The organism is Streptomyces doebereineriae (assembly GCF_031845645.1).
Classification (GTDB): Bacteria; Actinomycetota; Actinomycetes; order Streptomycetales; family Streptomycetaceae; genus Streptomyces; species Streptomyces canus.
The window spans coordinates 469,270-487,832 of record NZ_JAVREZ010000007.1 but is presented as its reverse complement, the minus strand read 5'-3'; the positions used below and the strand labels follow the sequence as shown (position 1 = coordinate 487,832).

17 protein-coding genes are annotated in these 18,563 nt (G+C 71.3%); 6 read left to right on the top strand and 11 right to left on the bottom strand.

Going from position 1 to position 18,563, the window contains the following annotated elements:
- Positions 1-83: 83 nt before the first annotated feature.
- Together RNB18_RS23100 and RNB18_RS23095 are read right to left on the bottom strand one after the other, a co-directional pair.
- Positions 84-689: a DUF305 domain-containing protein gene (locus tag RNB18_RS23100; protein WP_311715994.1), complete on the bottom strand. Its 606-nt coding sequence runs from the start codon at positions 687-689 to the stop codon at positions 84-86.
- A gap of 53 nt (positions 690-742) precedes the next feature.
- Complete coding sequence (locus tag RNB18_RS23095; RefSeq protein ID WP_311715993.1) at positions 743-1,132, bottom strand: DUF6153 family protein; 390 nt, start codon at positions 1,130-1,132, stop codon at positions 743-745.
- A gap of 371 nt (positions 1,133-1,503) precedes the next feature.
- Between RNB18_RS23095 and RNB18_RS23090 the strand changes: the two genes are divergently transcribed.
- The gene (locus RNB18_RS23090; RefSeq protein WP_311715992.1) at positions 1,504-2,355 is read left to right on the top strand and encodes an isocitrate lyase/PEP mutase family protein; all 852 of its coding nucleotides are present in this window, start codon (positions 1,504-1,506) and stop codon (positions 2,353-2,355) included.
- On the opposite strand, the gene RNB18_RS23085 is transcribed toward RNB18_RS23090, so the two are convergent.
- The 4 genes from RNB18_RS23085 to RNB18_RS23070 all read right to left on the bottom strand — a co-directional run bounded on the left by RNB18_RS23085 (position 2,330) and on the right by RNB18_RS23070 (position 4,759).
- Positions 2,330-2,977, bottom strand: coding sequence for a hypothetical protein (locus RNB18_RS23085; protein ID WP_311715991.1), 648 nt, complete (start codon positions 2,975-2,977; stop codon positions 2,330-2,332). The genes RNB18_RS23090 and RNB18_RS23085 overlap by 26 nt on opposite strands.
- A gap of 93 nt (positions 2,978-3,070) precedes the next feature.
- Positions 3,071-3,766, bottom strand: coding sequence for a DUF1775 domain-containing protein (locus tag RNB18_RS23080; RefSeq protein ID WP_311715990.1), 696 nt, complete (start codon positions 3,764-3,766; stop codon positions 3,071-3,073).
- Between the two features lie 71 nt (positions 3,767-3,837).
- The gene (locus tag RNB18_RS23075; RefSeq protein ID WP_311715989.1) at positions 3,838-4,464 is read right to left on the bottom strand and encodes a hypothetical protein; all 627 of its coding nucleotides are present in this window, start codon (positions 4,462-4,464) and stop codon (positions 3,838-3,840) included.
- 70 nt (positions 4,465-4,534) lie between these two features.
- Positions 4,535-4,759, bottom strand: coding sequence for a translocase (locus RNB18_RS23070; RefSeq protein ID WP_311715988.1), 225 nt, complete (start codon positions 4,757-4,759; stop codon positions 4,535-4,537).
- A 256-nt stretch (positions 4,760-5,015) separates the two neighbouring features.
- On the opposite strand from RNB18_RS23070, the gene RNB18_RS23065 reads away from it, so the two are divergent.
- From RNB18_RS23065 to rox, 3 genes are all read left to right on the top strand, one after another.
- Positions 5,016-6,341 carry a hemolysin family protein gene (locus tag RNB18_RS23065; RefSeq protein ID WP_311715987.1) on the top strand — a complete coding sequence of 442 codons (1,326 nt, stop codon included), beginning with the start codon at positions 5,016-5,018 and terminating at the stop codon, positions 6,339-6,341.
- Positions 6,338-7,360 (top strand): hemolysin family protein, encoded by a 1,023-nt coding sequence (locus RNB18_RS23060; protein WP_311715986.1) that lies wholly within the window; start codon positions 6,338-6,340, stop codon positions 7,358-7,360. The genes RNB18_RS23065 and RNB18_RS23060 overlap by 4 nt, the downstream gene beginning before the upstream one ends.
- A 209-nt stretch (positions 7,361-7,569) precedes the next feature.
- Entirely contained in the window at positions 7,570-9,000 is a 1,431-nt protein-coding gene (rox, locus tag RNB18_RS23055) for a rifampin monooxygenase (RefSeq protein ID WP_311715985.1), read from the top strand.
- A gap of 109 nt (positions 9,001-9,109) precedes the next feature.
- Here the strand turns inward: rox and RNB18_RS23050 are convergent, their stop codons facing one another.
- Together RNB18_RS23050 and RNB18_RS23045 are read right to left on the bottom strand one after the other, a co-directional pair.
- On the bottom strand, positions 9,110-10,756 hold the full coding sequence (locus tag RNB18_RS23050; protein ID WP_311715984.1) for a purine-cytosine permease family protein: 1,647 nt from the start codon (positions 10,754-10,756) through the stop codon (positions 9,110-9,112).
- A gap of 286 nt (positions 10,757-11,042) precedes the next feature.
- A complete protein-coding gene (locus RNB18_RS23045) occupies positions 11,043-11,387 on the bottom strand; it encodes a helix-turn-helix transcriptional regulator (protein ID WP_311715983.1) in 345 nt (114 codons plus the stop codon).
- A 131-nt stretch (positions 11,388-11,518) separates the two neighbouring features.
- Here RNB18_RS23045 and RNB18_RS23040 point away from each other — a divergent pair, with 131 nt between their 5' ends.
- Together RNB18_RS23040 and RNB18_RS23035 are read left to right on the top strand one after the other, a co-directional pair.
- The gene (locus tag RNB18_RS23040) at positions 11,519-12,298 is read left to right on the top strand and encodes an ANTAR domain-containing protein (RefSeq protein WP_311715982.1); all 780 of its coding nucleotides are present in this window, start codon (positions 11,519-11,521) and stop codon (positions 12,296-12,298) included.
- 547 nt (positions 12,299-12,845) lie between these two features.
- Positions 12,846-13,421 (top strand): dihydrofolate reductase family protein, encoded by a 576-nt coding sequence (locus RNB18_RS23035; RefSeq protein WP_311715981.1) that lies wholly within the window; start codon positions 12,846-12,848, stop codon positions 13,419-13,421.
- Between the two features lie 50 nt (positions 13,422-13,471).
- On the opposite strand, the gene meaB is transcribed toward RNB18_RS23035, so the two are convergent.
- From meaB to RNB18_RS23020, 3 genes are read right to left on the bottom strand one after another with little or no spacing between them, the layout of a single operon-like run.
- Positions 13,472-14,461, bottom strand: coding sequence for a methylmalonyl Co-A mutase-associated GTPase MeaB (meaB, locus tag RNB18_RS23030; RefSeq protein ID WP_059206911.1), 990 nt, complete (start codon positions 14,459-14,461; stop codon positions 13,472-13,474).
- Entirely contained in the window at positions 14,458-16,632 is a 2,175-nt protein-coding gene (scpA, locus tag RNB18_RS23025) for a methylmalonyl-CoA mutase (protein ID WP_311715980.1), read from the bottom strand. Before scpA ends, meaB begins: the two co-directional genes overlap by 4 nt.
- The gene (locus RNB18_RS23020; RefSeq protein WP_311715979.1) at positions 16,632-18,440 is read right to left on the bottom strand and encodes a methylmalonyl-CoA mutase family protein; all 1,809 of its coding nucleotides are present in this window, start codon (positions 18,438-18,440) and stop codon (positions 16,632-16,634) included. Before RNB18_RS23020 ends, scpA begins: the two co-directional genes overlap by 1 nt.
- Positions 18,441-18,563 lie beyond the last annotated feature (123 nt).

The following is an 18,563-nucleotide window of genomic DNA, read 5'->3' as shown; positions in this document are numbered from 1 at the left end:
CGTCCGGTCACCAAGGGGGGAAGGCCGACAGTTGGCGGTGCCCGCGCCGGGCGGCGCGGGCACCGCGGCGACCCGCGGACGGGTCAGTTCTCGCCGAGGAGCTTCTTCATCTCGCTGATCTCGGCGTTCTGCGCCGTGACGATGTCACCGGCCATGGCCGTGCCGGCCTTGTACTCGCCCTTGGCCTTCTCGGTCGTGGCCATCTCCACGGCACCCTCGTGGTGCTCGACCATCATGGTCAGGAACATGGAGTCGAAGTCCTTGCCGGAGGCCTTCTTCAGCTTGCCCATGTCGGCGCTGTCCATCATCCCGGCCATGCCGTCCATGCCGTCCATGCCGGAGTGATCCATGCCGGGCATCGACTCGGGGACCTTCTCGTCCCAGGCCTTCAGCCAGCCCGTCATGGTCGTGATCTCCGGCCCCTGCGCCTTCTCGACGCGGGCGGCGAGGTCCTTGACCTGGGTGGAGGCGGCCCGGCCGTCGGCGAGCTCCGCCATCTCGATGGCCTGCTGGTGATGCGGGATCATGCCCTGGGCGAAGGAGACGTCCTGGGCGTTGTGGGCGTCGGCCGAGGTCTCGGCGGACACCGAGGGCGACGAGGCGGCCGAGCCGCTGTCGTCACCGCCCCCACAGGCGGCGAGGGCGAACACGGCACTCACGGTCAGCGCCGCGAAACGGGTGGTACGCATGCTGGAACTCCTGTTGTGCGAAAGGGATCTGGACGTGACGGAGCACGCCGTGTCTAGATCCGCAGGAGCTGGAGTTCCGCGAGGGAGGGCGGTGCGCGGGCGCCGTCCTGCGACGTGACCGCCTCGGGGCACAGGCTGTCGTCGGATACGGCCGTGGCGGCGGGGTCGGGAGCGAGCGCGGGCAGCACCGGCCCACCGCTCACGGCCCCCGAGACGCAGGTCGCGTCGGCATGGTGAAGGTGCCCGGACCCGCAACCGTCGTGACAGGTCGCGTCGACGCTGACCGCGACGGTCGTCATGTGCGCGGAGCGCGAGCCTTCGTGGCCGTGAAGCCCGCCCCCTGGAGCAAGCCCGTGCATGGCCAGCACCCCGACCAGCATCCCGAGCACGAGCAACGCCCGCCACAGGGGCGGTCGTGCGGGAAGGTGGTCGGGCCTGGTCATCGGACTCATCCTAGAGAGGGCTGTGCCACGGCTGTGCACCGAGGCCGTCGGCGTACGGTACGTCCCCGCACCGCCCTCCGTTCAGAGCTTGCCTCCGGGCGGGTCGCCGTCGCCTCCGCCGCCCGGCCGGCGTCTCCCTGATCGCGCCGGCACGGCCCCGGCAGGGACACTGCGAACCCACAGGGCGTTCCTGAGGAGAGGCTACGCGGTGTGTCGGCCGGGGCCTGGCCGGCGCCTGAGCCGCTCCGACGGCCCACGGCCGGCTCACGACGGGCGCAGAAGACCACGCCGCAAAACGAGTCCGCCTCGCGCCGCCCACGGCGTACGTTCTCCGGGAGCCCGTCGAGGGGCGGCGGGACGGGAAGGACCGTGTGGACACCGACAGTCGAGCCAAGGCGCAGCGCTTCGCCGATCTGCACCGTGAGGGCTGCTTCCTGCTCCCCAACGCGTGGGACGTGGGCAGCGCCCGGATCCTGGAGGCGGCCGGGTTCCCGGCCGTGGCGACCACGAGCGCGGGCGTCGCCTTCTCCCTCGGACGCACCGACCACGACTTCTTCGCCGAACAGCCGGCCGAGGACCGCGTCGACCGCGAGACCATGCTGCGCCGGGTCCACGAGATCGCGGGCGGGATCTCCGTACCGCTGAGCGCGGACCTGGAGGACGGATACGGCGAGTCGCCCGAGACCGTCGCCACCACCGTCGCGAGGACCCTCGCCGCCGGAGCTGCCGGCGGCAACATCGAGGACTTCACCGGCGACCGCACCCGTCCGCTCTACGACGAGAAGCTGTCCGCCGACCGCATCCGCGCCGCCCGGGAGACCCTTGCGGCCGACGGCGAGCCCTTCGTCCTGGTCGGCCGCACCGACGTGCTGCTGGTCGGCGGCCCGCTCGACGAGGCCGTACGACGCGCGAACACCTATCTGGAGGCCGGCGCCGACTGCGCGTTCGTCCCCGGCGCCGCCGACGCCAAGACCATCCGCACGCTCGTCCGCGAACTCGACGGCCCGCTCAACGTGGTGATGGGCCTGACCGGCAACGCGCTCTCCCTCGACGACCTGCGCGAACTCGGCGTCCGCCGGGTCACCGTCGGCGGCAGCATCGCCCGCGCGATGTACCGCCATCTGCTCGACGCCGCACGGGAGTTGGCCGACAGCGGGACGTTCTCGTACGCCGCCGACCAGCTCTCCCAGACGGAGCTCAACGACCTGTTCCGGCAGGGCTAGAGGCAGGGCTGGAGGCGGAACCGGGGGCAGGGCTGGAGGGCGGTACCACGCAGCTCGGTGCCTCAGGGGCGTCCTCGGCGTGCCGGGTCAGCGCGCAGACGGTACGCAGGGCAACCTTCCAGCCGCCGTCCTGGAGTACGGCCGCCCCCGGACCGCCGGGATCCAGCCGGCGGCCCTCGCGTGTGAGGTCGTAGGCCACATCGGCGCGCACGTCCGAGGTGTACGACACGGAGGTCACCTCGGTGCGCAGCTTGCTGCCGCTGGGGTCGCGGAACAGGTTGTCGATCATCAGGGCGTTCTCGTCGCCGTCCTCGACGACGTCACTGCGCTGGTCCAGGGAGGACTTCGGGTCGAAGAGGACCGTCCACGCCTCCCGGATGTCCTGCTCGGCCTGTCGTGGATCCGAGGGCGCGGTGGCGGTCGGAGCCGGGGAGGCGGAGAGCGACGGGGAGCCGCCGGCCGTGGTCGCGCCCGGCGACCCGGCGGCGGAGGACCGGGCGGTCCGGGCGGCCCCGCCGTCACCACCGCCGTCGTTGTCACAGGCTCCGGTGAGGACGAGGGCGGTGACCGCCAGGGCCACCGCCCAGGTCCCGTGCCGTGCAGGGAGGTTCGCACAGGTCATGGCACTCCATCTCCCGGGTACGCCGTGTGGCTGGCCTACCCGGAGGCGGGGGATTCATCCAGGACGTGGGGGAAAACCCCGCACACGGCGCGCCTACTCCTCGGCGCCGCCCCGCCGCCGTACCGCGAAGACCACGGCCGCCGCCGCGACGAGGATCCCCGCGCCGATCCCGGTCCAGGCACCCGCGGACAGCCCGCCCTCGTCGTCCTTCCCGGTGTCGGCGGCCTGCGGGGAGGACGCGGGGGTCGTCTCCTCAGGGGTGGGCGACGGTGACGCCGACGCGCTGGGGGAGGGGCTGACCGGCTTCGCACCCGGTGCCGCGGCCTTCAGCTTCAGCATCGGCGCCGGGTTCTCGCCGTTCTCGTCGAGCTCGATCCAGCGGTCGACGTGCCCGTCGCCGTAGGTCTGGAGGGTCTTGAAGGGCACCTCCTCCGCGTCCGGCAACTGCCGCACGACGACGGAGTACTCGGCGCTCTCGCCGGTCTTCAGTTCCGCGCCCTTGACGGTGTAGCCGTCGTCGGTCGCGCTGAATTTCCAGCCCTTGGGGCCCTCGCCGTACGTCACGTCGGCCGGCGCGATGCCCTCGGGCAGGACCACGCGCACCTCCTTGATCCCGGAGGTGTCGGACTCGGCCTCGGCGTGGAAGGAGACGGTGACGTTCTCGGCGAGGGCCTGCGCCTTGTCGGCCTCGACCTCGGTGTGGGCGGCGGCCGGAACGGCGGTCAGGAGTACGGCGGTTGCGGCTCCGACGGCCGCAACGCAAAGGCGGGACAGGGTGATACGGGACATGCAGGTCTCCAGGCAGGGCGGTACGGCGGGACGGCCGTCCGGCGGGGCCGGACCGGCGCTTCCCGGTGGGGTCAGCGGGCGAGAGCTGCGCTCGCCGCCGGAGGACCCCGCCGTACCACCGTGTGCGCCAGCAACGGCCGTTCCGTGAGCGGCCGTTCGTCGTACGTCGGTACGACGACCACCGCGGCCGGGGGCGCGGGTGACGCGGGACGGGTGAACAGCAGCCGGGCGGCGGCCAATCGGTCCCGGACCGCGTCGAGCGCCGCCGTCACCCCGCGGGCCACCGTCCAGCAGGCCGCGTCCGCGCGGTGCAGCAGGACGGCGACGAGGGCGGCGACCAGCGAGTGGGCCGCCGTCATGGCGAGGGAGCCGTAGAGCTGTTCGTGCCACGCCGAGTGGGCGTCGTGCACATGTCCGCCATGGTGATGCCCGGCCGCGTTGAGCGTCAGCCACAGATGAAGCCCGGACTGTCCCGCGACACTGCAGGCGACAACCGTCGCCAGGCTTCGCGGCCGCTGCACCCCGATGAGACCCACCGCGAAGAGCACGGCCGTCGCGGCGGCACCCTGCCTCCAGGGCACCGGGCCCTCGGCGAGCAGATGATGGGCGCTGATCCCGAGCACCGTACCGACGACGGCGAACACCGCGGCCCGCAGAACGGGCAGAGGCGCGCGAGTCGTGGTGATCGGCAGGTACATGGCCCGCTCATCATGGGGCATCGCGGGGCCGGACGGCAGGGGAAACCCGTACTCCCGGCGTCGCCTTTTCTCAGCGCGTGCCGTGGCTCTGCTCGGTCCCCGCGGCGGTCCCGGGCCGGAGGACCTCCCCCTGGATGACCTGGGGTTCTGGGCCGCCCACCTTCGCCGCACGCGCCTCCGCCTTGAGGATGCGTGCCGACTTGCCCGCGGTACGGGTCAGTTCCGGACCCTTCCTGACGGCGATGACCGCTATGACGACGATCAGGATGATCGCGAGCTCACTCAGTCCGAACATGGGGGAAGACCTCCGTCAGAGGTGGGCACCTGGGTCGGACGAGACGCCCGCCGGACCGGCAGCGTACCCGCAGACCGGGGGCGAAGGGGAAGGCCAAGTGATGCAGCCGACGTGGGAGTGCCTCAGGTTGCTTTGCCCATCCTTTACTATTGGGTCAACCTGCCCCGCCAAGAAGGAGCCACAGTTCCGCAATGGGTGAGCCTCCCAGTACCGGCCGCGCCGCGATTCCCCCACACGGACGGGCGGGGGTGCACCGGTGACCGAAATCCTGCTACTGATGCTGGCCCTGCTCCTCGCCCTGGCCTGTGCCGTGTTCGTCGCGGCCGAGTTCTCCCTGACCACCGTCGAGCGCGGTGACCTGGAGCGGGCCGCCGAGGCGGGTGAGCGCGGCGCCGAGGGCGCGCTCAGGGCCGTACGCCGGCTGACCTTCCAGCTCTCCGGCGCCCAGCTCGGCATCACGGTCACCTCGCTGGTGATCGGCATGCTCGCCGAACCCTCCCTCGCGGTGCTCCTCAGGGGCCCGCTGGAGGCCGCCGGCCTCGGGGGAGGCGCCGCGCCGGTGGCGACCGCGCTGGGCGTGGCCCTGTCCACCGTCGTGCTGATGGTGGTGGGCGAGCTGGTGCCGAAGAACTGGGCGATCTCCCGCCCGCTGGCCGTCGCCAAGGTGGTGGCCGGACCGCAGAGCGCCTTCACCGCCCTCTTCGGCCCCTTCATCCGCCATCTCGACAACACCGCGAACCGTTTCGTACGGCGTTTCGGCCTGGAGCCCGCCGAGGAGCTGGCCTCCGCCCGCAGCCCCGAGGAACTGGTCGCGCTCGCCGAGCACTCCGCGGCCGAGGGTGCCCTGGAAGCCGACTCCGCCGAACTGTTCGTGCGCACCCTGCACCTGGGCGAGCTGACCGCCGAGAACGTCATGACACCGCGCGTCGACGTCAAGGCCCTCGAAGCCCACGCCACCGCAGCCGACGCCGCGAACCTCACCCACGCCACCGGCCTGTCCCGCTTCCCGGTCTACCGGGACAGCCTGGACGAGGTCATCGGCACCGTGCACATCCGTGACGTGCTCGCCTTGGAGCCGGAGAAGCGGGCCGTCACCCCGGTCACCGAACTGGCCACCGATCCCCTGCTGGTTCCCGACAGCCTCACCGCGGACCGGTTGCTGGAGCGGATGCGGGCGATGCGCACCATGGCCGTCGTCATCGACGAGTACGGCGGCACGGCGGGCGTGGCGACGGTCGAGGACATCGTGGAGGAGGTCGTCGGAGAGGTCCGCGACGAGCACGACCCCGTGGAGATACCCGACCTGCGGCCCGCCGGTGTGCGGGCCTGGGAGGCGGAGGGCTCGGTCCGCGTCGACCGGCTCGGCGAGATAGGGCTCACGGCGCCCGAGGGGCCGTACGAGACCGTGGCCGGACTGGTCGCCACCCGCCTCGCACGCATCCCCGCCAAGGGCGACGACCTCGACCTGGACGGCTGGCGCCTGGAGGTCCTGGAAGTCGGCCACCACCGCGCCGACCGCGTCCGCATCACCGCGCCGGAGCCCGCCCGGGACCTGGTCCAGGCCGGGGAGGAGACCCGATGACCACCGTCCAACTGCTCGTCGGCGCCCTGACGCTGCTGACCAACGCCTTCTTCGTGGGCGGCGAGTTCGCCCTGATCTCCGTGCGCCGCAGCCAGATCGAGCCACGCGCGCGTGCCGGCCACAAGCGGGCCCGGATGACCCTGTGGGGTCTCGAACACCTCTCCGCGATGATGGCCACCGCCCAGCTCGGGATCACCGTCTCCTCGCTGGTGCTCGGCGCGGTCGCCGAACCGGCCATCGCCCACCTGCTGGAGCCCGCCTTCCACGCGGCCCACATCCCGCAGGGCCTGATCCACCCGATCGCCTTCGTCATCGCCCTGTCGCTGGCCACCTATCTGCACATGCTGATCGGTGAGATGGTCCCGAAGAACATCGCGCTCGCGGCCCCCGTGCCGACCGCCCTGCTGCTCGGACCGCCTCTCGTGGCCCTCACGCGTGCGTTGAAGCCCTTCGTGTTCGGCATCAACACCTTCGCCAACACCCTGCTGAAACTGCTGCGCGTGGAGCCCAAGGACGAGGTCGAGTCGGTGTTCACCGACGACCAGCTCGCCCGCATGGTCGTCGACGCCAGTGAGGCGGGACTGCTCTCGCCCGTCGACGGCGAGCGGCTGCGGGACGCGCTGGAGCTGGGGACCCGGCCGGTCGGCGAGATCCTCGTCCCCACCCAGAAGATGCGGACCGTGGACGTCTCGGTCACCCCGGCGCGGCTCGAGCGGATCGCCGCCGAGGCGGGCTACTCCCGCTTCCCGGTCACCGGCCCGGACGGCACCCTGCTGGGCTATCTGCACATCAAGGACACCCTCGGCGTCACCGACCGCGACCGGCCCTTCCCCCGGGCCACCCTGCACCCGGTCACCCGGGTCCGCATCGACACCCCGCTGGACGACACCCTCACCGCGCTGCGCGCCGACGGGAGTCATCTGGCGGCGGTGACGGGGGAGACGGGGGCCGTCCTCGGGTTCGTGACCATGGAGGACGTCCTGTCCGAGCTGGTCGGGCCGACACCGGCCGCCGCCTGACCGCGGGGCGGCCCCGACTCGGCGGACCGGCTCGCCCTGATCCGCGTTCCGCATGGGCACATGAGCCGCGTGGGCACATGAGCAAAGGCAAGGAGGTCACACCTCCTTGCCCTCTTCAACGTATAGCCCACGGGGGGCCTTGCGGCAAGGCCCCGGTGGTGCCGCACAATCCCCGTCCGAGGCCAGAACCTGCGGAAACGGGGGATTCAGTGTTCGACGTGATCATCGCCGGTGGCGGACCGACCGGTCTGATGCTGGCCGCCGAGTTGCGGTTGCACGGTGTGCGGGTGGTCGTGCTGGAGAAGGCGGCGGAGCCGACCGAGATCGTCCGCTCGCTCGGCCTGCACGTGCGCAGCATCGAGGTGATGGACCAGCGCGGGCTGCTGGAGCGGTTCCTCGCGCACGGAAAGCGGTTAGAGGCAGGCGGTTTCTTCGCCGCCATCGACAAGCCCTGGCCTGCCCGGCTGGACAGCGCGCACGCCTATGTCCTCGGCATCCCGCAGACGGTCACCGACCGCCTGCTGGCCGAGCACGCCGTCGAGCTCGGCACCGAGGTCCGGCGCGGCTGCGAGCTGGTCGGGCTGAGCCAGGACACCGACGGGGTGAGCGCCGAACTCGCCGACGGCACACGGCTGCGCTCGCGCTATCTCGTCGGCTGCGACGGCGGTCGCAGCACGGTGCGCAAGCTGCTCGGTGTCGGTTTCCCCGGCGCGCCCGCCGAGGTCGAGATCCTGCTGGGCGCGATGGAGGTGGGCGTGCCGCCGGAGACGGTGGCCGCCGTGGTGAGCGAAGTCCGGCAAACCCAGAAGCTGTTCGGCCTCGGTCCGGTCGGGGACGGGCTGTACCGCGTCGTCGTGCCCGCCGAGGCGGTGACCGGGGACCGCTCGGTCGCGCCGACCCTGGAGGACTTCAAGCGACAGCTCAGGGCGGTCGCCGGCACGGACTTCGGCGTGCACTCACCACGCTGGCTCTCCCGCTTCGGGGACGCCACCCGGCAGGCCGAGCGCTACCGGATCGGCCGGGTGCTGCTTGCCGGTGACGCGGCGCACGTCCACCCGCCGGTGGGCGGGCAGGGCCTCAACCTCGGTATCCAGGACGCGTTCAACCTGGGCTGGAAACTGGCCGCCGAGGTGGCCGGCTGGGCACCGCGGGACCTGCTGGACAGCTACCACGCCGAACGGCACCCGGTGGCCGCCGACGTGCTGAGCAACACCCGTGCGCAGATGGAGCTGCTGTCCACCGAGCCGGGGCCGCAGGCGGTGCGTCGGCTGCTCGCGCAGCTGATGGACTTCGACGAGGTGAACCGGTACCTGATCGAGAAGATCACCGCGATCGGTGTCCGCTACGACTTCGGTGCGGGCCATGTACTGCTCGGCCGGCGCCTGCGGGACCTCACGCTGAAGCGCGGCCGCCTCTACGGGCTGATGCACGCGGGCCGCGGACTGCTGCTAGACCAGACCGGCCGGCTCTCGGTGGCCGGTTGGTCGGACCGGGTCGACCATGTCGTCGACGTCAGCGAGGAACTGGACGCGCCCGCGGTACTGCTGCGACCGGACGGCCATGTGGCGTGGGTCGGCGAGGACCAGCGGGAACTGCTCGACCGGCTGCCCAGGTGGTTCGGCGCGGCCGCCCGAGAGTGAGGCAGACCGAGGGGGAGGTCAAGTGACCGGCGGGGAGCGCCTTTTGGCGGCAACCGGCTCCCGCCGCCGGCACGGTACGCCCCCCGACTGGAGGGCGTACCGGGTGGTGTCAGACGGTGGCGGGCAGGACGTGGTCCCCGGTCTTGTCCGTGCTCAGGCACAGGGAGCAGACCACCGCGTCGTGGGTGGCGCAGGCGGCCAGGTCCGGGCGCTCGTAGGGCTGGTGGCAGACGTGGCAGTCGTAGGTGACCGCGCTGGGGTTGCCCTCCGCGTCGAGGAGGGGCTCGTCGATGCCGTCGTCCGAGCGGCGCAGGTAGTACTTGCCCTTGGTGACGATCGCCATCAGCGGGGTGAGGACGAAGGCGATGACGGCGGCGGCGACGGGGGAGTACGGCTGGAGGGTGTCGCCGAGGCCGTGGAAGTACATGGCGATGGACAGCCCGGAGGCGGCGACGAAGGCCACGACACCCACCGGGTTGACGGCGTAGAGCATGCCGCGGCGGAACTCGGGCTGGAGCGGGGAGAGCTTCAGCAGGTACTTGTTGATGCCGATGTCGGTGGCGACGGTGACGACCCAGGCGATCGCGCAGTTCGAGTAGAAGCCCAGGATGTCGTTGAGGAAGCTGAACATGTCGGCCTCCATCAGGACCAGCGCGAAGCCCAGGTTGACCAGGACGAAGACCATGCGGCCGGGGTAGTGCTTGGTGAGCCGGGTGAAGGAGTTGGTCCAGGCGAGCGAGCCGGAGTAGGCGTTCGTCACGTTGATCTTGATCTGGCTGATCACGACGAGGGCCACGGCCAGCGGGAGCACCAGCCAGGACGGCATCATCGCGTCGAAGGCGCCCTTGAACTGCTGGATCGGCTCGGGCGCGACGTCCGGTCCGACCTTGGCCAGGATGTAGACGGCGAGGAAGACACCGATGGCCTGCTTGAGCGCGCCGAGCACCACCCAGCCGGGTCCGGCCATGACCACCGCGGTCCACCAAGTGCGCTTGTTCGCCTCGGTCTTGGGCGGCATGAAGCGCAGATAGTCGATCTGCTCACCGATCTGCGCGATGAGCGAGAGGCACACACCCGCGCCCAGCAGCACGGAGGCGGTGTTGACGCCGCCGTCGCCGTCGGTGCCCGCGTAGGCGAGGAAGCGGTCGACGGTGCCCGGGTCGGTGGCGACGAGATAGACCAGCGGGCCGACCATCAGCAGCAGCCAGACCGGGGTCGTCCAGACCTGGAGCTTGCTGAGCGCCTTCATGCCGTAGATGACCAGCGGGATCACCATCAGCGTGGAGACGAGGTAACCCAGCCACAAGGGCAGTCCGAGGCCGAGCTTGAGGCCCTGGGCCATGATCGAGCCTTCGAGGGCGAAGAAGATGAAGGTGAAGCTGGCGAAGATGACGCTGGTGAGGACCGACCCGTAGTAGCCGAAGCCGGAGCCGCGGGTGATCAGGTCGAGGTCGATGTTGTAGCGGGCGCCGTAGTAGGCGAGAGGGAAGCCGGTGACGAAGATGACGACGGCGGCGACCGCGATCGCCACGAGCGCGTTGCCGGTGCCATGGGCCAGGCCGATGCCGGCGCCGATGGAGAAGTCGGCCATGTAGGCGATGCCGCCGAGTGCCGTGGTGGCCACGACCATGGGAGTCCAGCGACGGTAACTGCGGGGCGCGAACCGGAGGGTGTAGTCCTCCAGGGTCTCCTTGACAGCCTGATCGGCGGATTTCGACGGGTCTGCCGTTGCCGGCCGCGACTCTGTGGTGCTCATGTCACGCCTCCCGGTGCTGCTCGTGCGGGCGGTGGGGGATGCGTGGGAGCCCCGCCTTGGCGTCGTCGGCAGGCCGGGAGGTCGACGGGCCGTCATGAGCGGTTCATGACCCTGTATACGACTCGGATCCCACGGCCCGTCACGCTAGAAAGCGGTTGTTACCTGCGGGCCCGAGTGTCATGAACACGGCGTTTCCGGAATCTCACCCCCGCTGATCGAGGTCGCGTCGAGGTGTGTTTCCGCTACAGCAGACGCCTGCCGGGGCGGGTGGGTCCCGTGCGCCGCATCAGGCCGGCGTGTGCCGCCGGCTGTCGGGGAGCGGGTTGCGGTCCGCCTCGTCCTGGACGAGCAGGGAGAGCAGTGACGCCACCGTCAGGCCGGCCTCGGCGGGATGGCGCAGGACCTTGCCCGGCTCGATGCGGTAGGTGTTGGTGCGACCCTCCCGTACGTGCGAGAGGTATCCGTCCTGCTCCAGGTCGGAAATGATCTTCTGGACGGCGCGTTCGGTGAGGCGGCAGTGCGCCGCGATGTCGCGGATCCGGGCGCTGTGATTGTCGGCGATCACCGCCAGCACCCGCGCGTGATTGGTGACGAACGTCCATCCGGTGTGAGATTCGGGCACTCCATCCATGGCAGCAGTCTAGCGACCATATGTTCACGCATTCAAAAACCGGAACTTAATTTCATGTATTGGTTGACGTACGTGGGTGGGGAGAGGGAATCTGAGAGGCGGAGGCAGCCGAGCACATGAGGGAGAGGGCCATGCCGGAACCTGCGCACTCGGCGCAGCGCCTCACCACGCTGGACGCGCGTCCGCCGTGTCTGGCCACGATCGAGGCCGTGGTGGCCGGGGAACGGACGAACGTCACCTGCCGCGGTGAGTTCGACATCGGAGCCCAGGCGCTCCAGTCCGAGCTGTACGCCGTCCTCGATCGCTCGGCCACCGGGGTGGATCTGCATCTGGACGGAGTCGCGTTCTGCGACTGCGGCGGCCTCAACCTCCTGCTGGACCTGCGCCGGGAGGCCCTGGCCCAGGGCAAGACGGTCACCGTCCAGGCGTACAGCCCGGCCGTCGGACGCCTGCTCGAGCTGACCGGTGCCCGGGAGCTGTTCGTGACCGAGAACTCTGGAAACTCCGACGCCCCGGCCGCCGGGCACGCGCCCGTCCCCGAGGAGCGGTCCGGGGCCATGGACGTCGATCAGGAGCTGCGCCTGGAGGTGGACCAGCTGCGCCGGGCGATGCGGACTCGGCCGACCATCGACGTGGCCCGCGGAATCGTCATGGCCACCTTCGGGCTGAGCGCCGAGGACGCCTGGACAGTGCTCGTCAGCGCCTCCCAGAACACCAACACCAAGCTGCACCACCTGGCGCAGGACCTGATGAGAGCCGTCCACGGCGCCCAGGTGCCGGAGGAGCTGCGCCAGCAGATGGCGGTGGCCGTCGCCAAGGTGCGGGAGACCTCACCGATCCCGTCCGACGACGTGCCGGTGCGGGAGGCGGGGCCGGAGTCTCAGACCCCCCCGCCCCGACCGGCTGTGTGACGCCCAGGAGTTCCCCCGACCGCGTCGGAGACTCCGACGCCGACCGCTGCCGACGAGCGGCACTTCGCGGCCGGCGCGGAGTGCCTGGAGCACCTCCGCTGCCGACCCGTCAACTCCGGTGCGGGGAGGACGACTTGGCCCACCTGGTCGTACGGACGACGCGGTGCCGCGCGAGGCACGGGCGTGGCCGATGGGGTCGAAGCGGTCCGCGTCGGCCGCCCGGGCTCCAGAGGTGCCCGTGGTGATCTTCGCAGGCTTCTCCGGACGGGTCGATGTCGTACGGGCACAGGAGGCGGTCGCACGCGGCTACGTCCTCAAGGCCGGACCGCCCGAGGACCTTTCCGCGCCCTACGCAGCGCCGCGGTCGGCGGGACGGGGCTCGCGCCCGGGGCGTCGCCGCGGGGAACGAACGGGCCGCTCCTGCCGGGAAGTCCGACCGCCGGCGTGTGCCGAGTGGACCGACCTCCGGTGCGTGTCGAGAAGTCCGGCTCGGCTTCGACGTATCCGGTGCAAGGGCCACGACGCAGGAGAACCCGGAGGACCGGCCATGCAGACCCGGACACAACCCGTGACCGTCGATGTGTTCCTCTCGGTCGACGGATGGGCGGGCGGGGCGACCTCGCCCGGCTACTTCGGATACCCCGGCCCCGAGCTCGAGGAGTGGATCACCGCCGAACTCGCCCTGCCGCAACTCGTGATCCTCGGACGACGGACCTACGAGGCGCTCGCGGGCCTGCCCGAGGAGGCGTGGGACGCGTCGTCGCATCGGCTGGCCCAGCTGAACAAGATCGTGTTCTCGGGGACGCTGGAGGCGGCCGTGTGGCCGAACACCCGCGTCTGCCGTGACGACGTCGTCGCCGAGGTCGGCCGGCTCAAGCGCGAGAGTGACGTACCGATCCGCACCATGGGGAGCCTCTCCGTGGCACGCCGGCTGTGTGGCGCCGGTCTCGTCGACCGGCTCAGGCTCATGACGTTCCCCCTGCTGCTGGGGGCGTCGGGCCGCGAGCCGTTCTTCGCGGGCACCGCCTCTGCCGACCTGGCCATGATCGGGCACCGGGCCCTGGACGGGCGGGTTCTGCTGCTGGAGTACCGGCCGACCGGCAGGGACATTCCACGGGCCTGACCGCCGGGGCCCACGGCGGCGCTGGGAGAGCGGCGTCGAGCGGAACCCACCTACCTGCGCTCGGTGTCCTGACCGAACGCCTCAAGGATCCGTTCGGCGGCCAGCGTGGCCGTCAACTGCCCGTCCCGGACCTGCTGTTCGAGGTCCGGGGCGAGGGACCGCACGGCCGGGTCGGCGTGCAGGCGGCCGAGGAGCTCGTCCCGCACCATCGCCCAGGCCCAGCCGACCTGCTGGTCCCGCCGCTTGGCGGTGAGCCGCCCGGTGGAGTCGAGGAGCGTCCGGTGCTGCTCGAGCCGCTCCCACACCACGTCGAGGCCGGTCGACTCGCGGGCACTGCAACTCAGCACCGGGGGAGTCCAGAAGGCGTCCTTGCCGTGCATGAGCCGCAGTGCGCCCGCCAGTTCACGTGCGGCCGAGCGGGCGTCGCGCTCGTGCGGGCCGTCCGCCTTGTTGACCGCGATCACGTCGGCGAGTTCCAGGACGCCCTTCTTGATGCCCTGGAGCTGGTCACCGGTGCGGGCCAGACTCAGCAGGAGGAAGGAGTCGACCATGTCGGCGACCGCGGTCTCCGACTGCCCGACGCCGACGGTCTCGACCAGGATCACGTCGTAGCCGGCGGCCTCCATCACGACCATCGACTCCCGGGTCGCCTTCGCTACTCCGCCGAGCGTGCCCGCGCTGGGGGAGGGCCGTACGAAGGCCGCCGGGTCGACGGCCAGGCGCTCCATCCGGGTCTTGTCGCCGAGGATCGAGCCCCCGGTGCGGCTGGAGGAGGGGTCCACGGCGAGAACGGCCACCCGATGCCCGAGCGAGGTCAGCATCGTGCCGAACGCGTCGATGAACGTCGACTTGCCCACGCCCGGCACCCCACTCACCCCGATCCGCCGCGCCCGGCCGCTGTGCGGGAGTAGCTCGGTGAGCAACTCCTGTGCCTGCGACCGATGTCGGGGGTGGGTGGACTCGACGAGGGTGATGGCGCGGGCCACGATCGCCCGCTTCCCGTCGAGTACTCCCTTCACATAGGCGTCGAGATCGATCACTGCCCGTGCCCGAGGTCGGCCGACAGACGCTCGACCAGGTCGTACGCCGCGTCCGGGATCACCGTCCCCGGCGGGAACACGGCCGCCGCGCCCATCTCGAGGAGGGTCGGCACGTCCTGCGGCGGAATGACCCCGCCCACCACGATCATGATGTCCTCCCGGCCCTCCTCGGCGAGCGCCTCGCGCAGCGCCGGTACGAGGGTGAGGTGTCCCGCGGCCAGGGACGAGACGCCGACGATGTGCACGTCGGCCTCCACGGCCTGCCGGGCCACCTCGCCCGGGGTCTGGAACAGCGGGCCGACGTCGACGTCGAAGCCGAGGTCGGCGAAGGCGGTGGCGATCACCTTCTGGCCGCGGTCGTGGCCGTCCTGGCCCATCTTGGCGACCAGGATGCGCGGGCGGCGGCCCTCGGCCTCGTCGAAGGCGTCCACGAGCGCGCGGGTGCGGTCCACGGACGGGGACTCCCCTGCTTCGTTGCGGTACACGCCGGAGATCGTACGGATCTGGCTCGCGTGCCGGCCGTACACCTTCTCCAGGGCGTCGGAGATCTCGCCGACGGTGGCCTTCGCGCGGGCCGCGTGCACGGCCAGCTCCAGGAGGTTGCCTTCGCCGTCGGCGGCCCGGGTCAGCGCGTCCAGCGCGTCCCGGCACGCGGTCTCGTCCCGCTCCGCGCGCAGCCGCCGCAGCTTCTCGATCTGCTGGGTCCGCACGGAGGAGTTGTCGACCTTGAGGACGTCGATCGCCTCGTCGGTCTCGACCCGGTACTTGTTGACGCCGATCACCGGCTGGCGCCCGGAGTCGATACGGGCCTGGGTGCGGGCCGCGGCCTCCTCGATACGCAGCTTGGGGATGCCGGCGTCGATCGCCTTGGCCATGCCGCCCGCCGCCTCCACCTCCTGGATGTGCTGCCAGGCCTTGCGGGCGAGGTCGTACGTCAGCTTCTCCACGTACGCGCTGCCGCCCCACGGGTCGATGACCCGGGTGGTGCCGGACTCCTGCTGGATCAGCAGTTGGGTGTTGCGGGCGATGCGCGCGGAGAAGTCGGTGGGCAGCGCCAGTGCCTCGTCGAGGGCGTTGGTGTGCAGCGACTGGGTGTGGCCCTGCGTCGCCGCCATCGCCTCGACACAGGTGCGCGTCACGTTGTTGAACACGTCCTGCGCGGTCAGCGACCAACCCGAGGTCTGCGAATGGGTGCGCAGGGAAAGGGACTTGGGGTTCTGCGGGTCGAACTGCCGGACCAGCTTGGCCCACAGCAGGCGCGCCGCGCGCAGCTTGGCGATCTCCATGAAGAAGTTCATGCCGATCGCCCAGAAGAAGGACAGCCGGGGCGCGAACGCGTCCACGTCCAGGCCGACTTCACGGCCCGCCCGGAGGTACTCCACGCCGTCCGCGAGGGTGTACGCCAGCTCCAGGTCCGCCGTGGCACCCGCCTCCTGGACGTGATAGCCCGAGATGGAGATCGAGTTGTAGCGGGGCATCCGCTGCGAGGTGTAGGCGAAGATGTCGGAGATGATCCGCATCGACGGCTTCGGCGGATAGATGTAGGTGTTGCGGACCATGAACTCCTTGAGGATGTCGTTCTGGATGGTCCCGGCCAACTTCTCGGGCGGTACGCCCTGTTCCTCCGCGGCGACGATGTACAGCGCCAGCACCGGCAGCACGGCGCCGTTCATCGTCATCGACACGGACATCTTGTCCAGCGGAATGCCGTCGAACAGCTGCCGCATGTCGAGGATCGAGTCGATGGCGACACCCGCCATGCCGACGTCACCGGTCACCCGCGGGTGGTCGCTGTCGTAACCGCGGTGCGTGGGCAGGTCGAAGGCGACCGACAGGCCCTTCTGGCCGGCCGCGAGGTTGCGCCGGTAGAAGGCGTTGGACTCCTCGGCGGTGGAGAAGCCCGCGTACTGGCGGATCGTCCAGGGCTGGTTGACGTACATCGTCGGATACGGCCCGCGCAGATACGGGGCCACACCCGGGTACGTCTCCAGGAAGTCCAGGCCCTCCAGGTCACGGCCGGTGTAGAGCGGCTTGACCTCGATGCCCTCCGGCGTCTCCCAGACGGGCTCGGCGCCCTCGGTGGCGTTCTTGACAGCCGTACGCCACTCGTCGGCGCCGCCGGCGGTGGTCGGGGTCCCCAGCTCGATGCCGGTGAAGTCGGGGATTCCCATCAGGACACTCCCATGCGGTCGAGGGTGGCGGTGAGCACGGAGACGGCGTCGCAGCCCGCGAAGACATAGGAGTCCACGTCGGCGTACTGCCCGGGCCGCCCGGCGAGGAACACATGCCGCGCGCCTGCCGCCTTCAGGGTCCCTGCGACGTCCTCGGCCCGTTCCTCGTACAGCGCGTCGCTGGAGCACAGGCAGACCTCGGTGGCGCCGCTCTCCTCGAAGGTGCCCTCGGTGACGGGCTCGATGCCGCCGGCCTGGAAGAGGTTGGCGGCGAAGGTCGTGCGCGCGGTGTGGGCGGCGGCGGGGCCGATCGCGGCCAGGAAGACCCGCGGCCGGGACCCGGTCGCCGCGAGGTGGGCGTCGGAGCGGGCGCGCAGGTCCTCGTACGCCTCGTCGCGCCGGACGCGGGGCAGACCGCCCGCCGGCTGCCCGGGGGCGGGGTCCCGCACGACCGGCTTCTCGGACAGGAACGGGAACTCGCTGACGCCGGTGACGGGTTCACGGCGCGTCGCGAGCTTCTTGGAGCGCTGCGCCCACGTCGTCGCCAGGTCCGTGCGGAGGCGGCCGGAGCGCAGGACGGCTGCCTGGCCGCCGTCGCGTTCGATCGTCCGGAAGAACCGCCAGGCGGCCTCGGCGAGTTCGTCGGTGAGCCGCTCCACGTACCAGGAGCCGCCCGCCGGGTCGATCACCCGGGACAGATGCGACTCCTCGACCAGGATCGTCGAGGTGTTGCGGGCGATCCGCCGGGCGAACGCGTCCGGCAGACCGAGCGCGTGGTCGAAGGGCAGCACGGTGATGGCGTCGGCCCCGCCGACCCCGGCGGCCAGGGTGGCGATCGTCGCGCGCAGCATGTTCACCCACGGGTCGCGGCGGGTCATCATCACCGGCGACACCACGGCGTGCTGCGCCTGAGCGCCGGCAGCGGGCGCCCCGCACACCTCGGCGACCCGCGCCCACAGCCGGCGCGCGGCGCGCAGCTTGGCGATCGTCAGGAACTGGTCGGCCGTCGCCGCGTACCGGAACTCCAGCTGGGCGCAGGCCTGTTCCACACTCAGTCCGGCCTCGGTCAGCTCCCGCAGATAGGCGACACCGGTGGCGATCGAGGCGCCCAGCTCCTGCGCGGCCGAGCCGCCGGCCTCGTGGTACGGCAGCGCGTCCACGGTCAGCGCCCGCAGCCCGGGGTACTCCTCGGCGCACCGGCGGGCGAGCGGGACGACCGGCGCGAAGTCCGAGGCCTCGCCCGTACGCGCCTCGTGGCCCAGCGGATCGGCGCCGAGACTGCCGCGCGCGGCCTTCCCGTCGATGCCGCGCTCGTCGTAGAGCCGCAGCAACTCCTGTGCGGCGGAGGCGAATTGGCCACCCGCGTCCAGGGCGACCGGCGCGAGGTCGAGGTAGACGCCGTCGAGGACCTTGCCGAGCGAGGCGACCGGGATGCCGCCCTCGCCCGCGACCAGCCACAGCGAGGTGACGCCGTTCTCCAGGTCCGTGAGCACCGCGGTGTTGTCGGCGACCGCGTGCCGCTGCCGTACGTCCCAGCCGCCGGTGGTGTTCCCCTCGGCGCGGGCGCCGCGCACGAAGGGTGCGAAGCCGGGGAAGCCGGGGTCGGGTGCGGCATCGTGCGCCGTGTACAGGGGGCGGGTGCGCAGCCCGTCCTCGAGCGCGGTGGACAGGGCGTCCTCAGCTGCCGTGCCGGAGACTTCCTTGCCCGACTTGCGCAGGACACCGGCCACCAGGCCGTGCCACTGTTCAAGGTTCGCGTCAGGGAACTCGGCGGCCAGCGAGAGCCCGTCGTCAGGCAGGACCGTCATGCTCGGATGCTAGGCCAGACCCCCAAAGGAGCAGGAGGGGGAAGGGCTGTGACCTTGCCCGCAACGAGAATGTGACCCGGGTCTCGCGGGCCCCGGTGTGCCGATCGCGGGGGGTTGGTGCTG

Coding starts and splice junctions, on each gene's coding strand:
- RNB18_RS23100 (WP_311715994.1), bottom strand. CDS start 689: ATGCGTACCACCCGTTTCGCGGCGCTGACCGTGAGTGCCGTGTTCGCC.
- RNB18_RS23095 (WP_311715993.1), bottom strand. CDS start 1,132: ATGACCAGGCCCGACCACCTTCCCGCACGACCGCCCCTGTGGCGGGCG.
- RNB18_RS23085 (WP_311715991.1), bottom strand. CDS start 2,977: ATGACCTGTGCGAACCTCCCTGCACGGCACGGGACCTGGGCGGTGGCC.
- RNB18_RS23080 (WP_311715990.1), bottom strand. CDS start 3,766: ATGTCCCGTATCACCCTGTCCCGCCTTTGCGTTGCGGCCGTCGGAGCC.
- RNB18_RS23075 (WP_311715989.1), bottom strand. CDS start 4,464: ATGTACCTGCCGATCACCACGACTCGCGCGCCTCTGCCCGTTCTGCGG.
- RNB18_RS23070 (WP_311715988.1), bottom strand. CDS start 4,759: ATGTTCGGACTGAGTGAGCTCGCGATCATCCTGATCGTCGTCATAGCG.
- RNB18_RS23060 (WP_311715986.1), top strand. CDS start 6,338: ATGACCACCGTCCAACTGCTCGTCGGCGCCCTGACGCTGCTGACCAAC.
- RNB18_RS23050 (WP_311715984.1), bottom strand. CDS start 10,756: ATGAGCACCACAGAGTCGCGGCCGGCAACGGCAGACCCGTCGAAATCC.
- RNB18_RS23045 (WP_311715983.1), bottom strand. CDS start 11,387: ATGGATGGAGTGCCCGAATCTCACACCGGATGGACGTTCGTCACCAAT.
- RNB18_RS23040 (WP_311715982.1), top strand. CDS start 11,519: ATGCCGGAACCTGCGCACTCGGCGCAGCGCCTCACCACGCTGGACGCG.
- RNB18_RS23035 (WP_311715981.1), top strand. CDS start 12,846: ATGCAGACCCGGACACAACCCGTGACCGTCGATGTGTTCCTCTCGGTC.
- scpA (WP_311715980.1), bottom strand. CDS start 16,632: ATGGGAATCCCCGACTTCACCGGCATCGAGCTGGGGACCCCGACCACC.
- RNB18_RS23020 (WP_311715979.1), bottom strand. CDS start 18,440: ATGACGGTCCTGCCTGACGACGGGCTCTCGCTGGCCGCCGAGTTCCCT.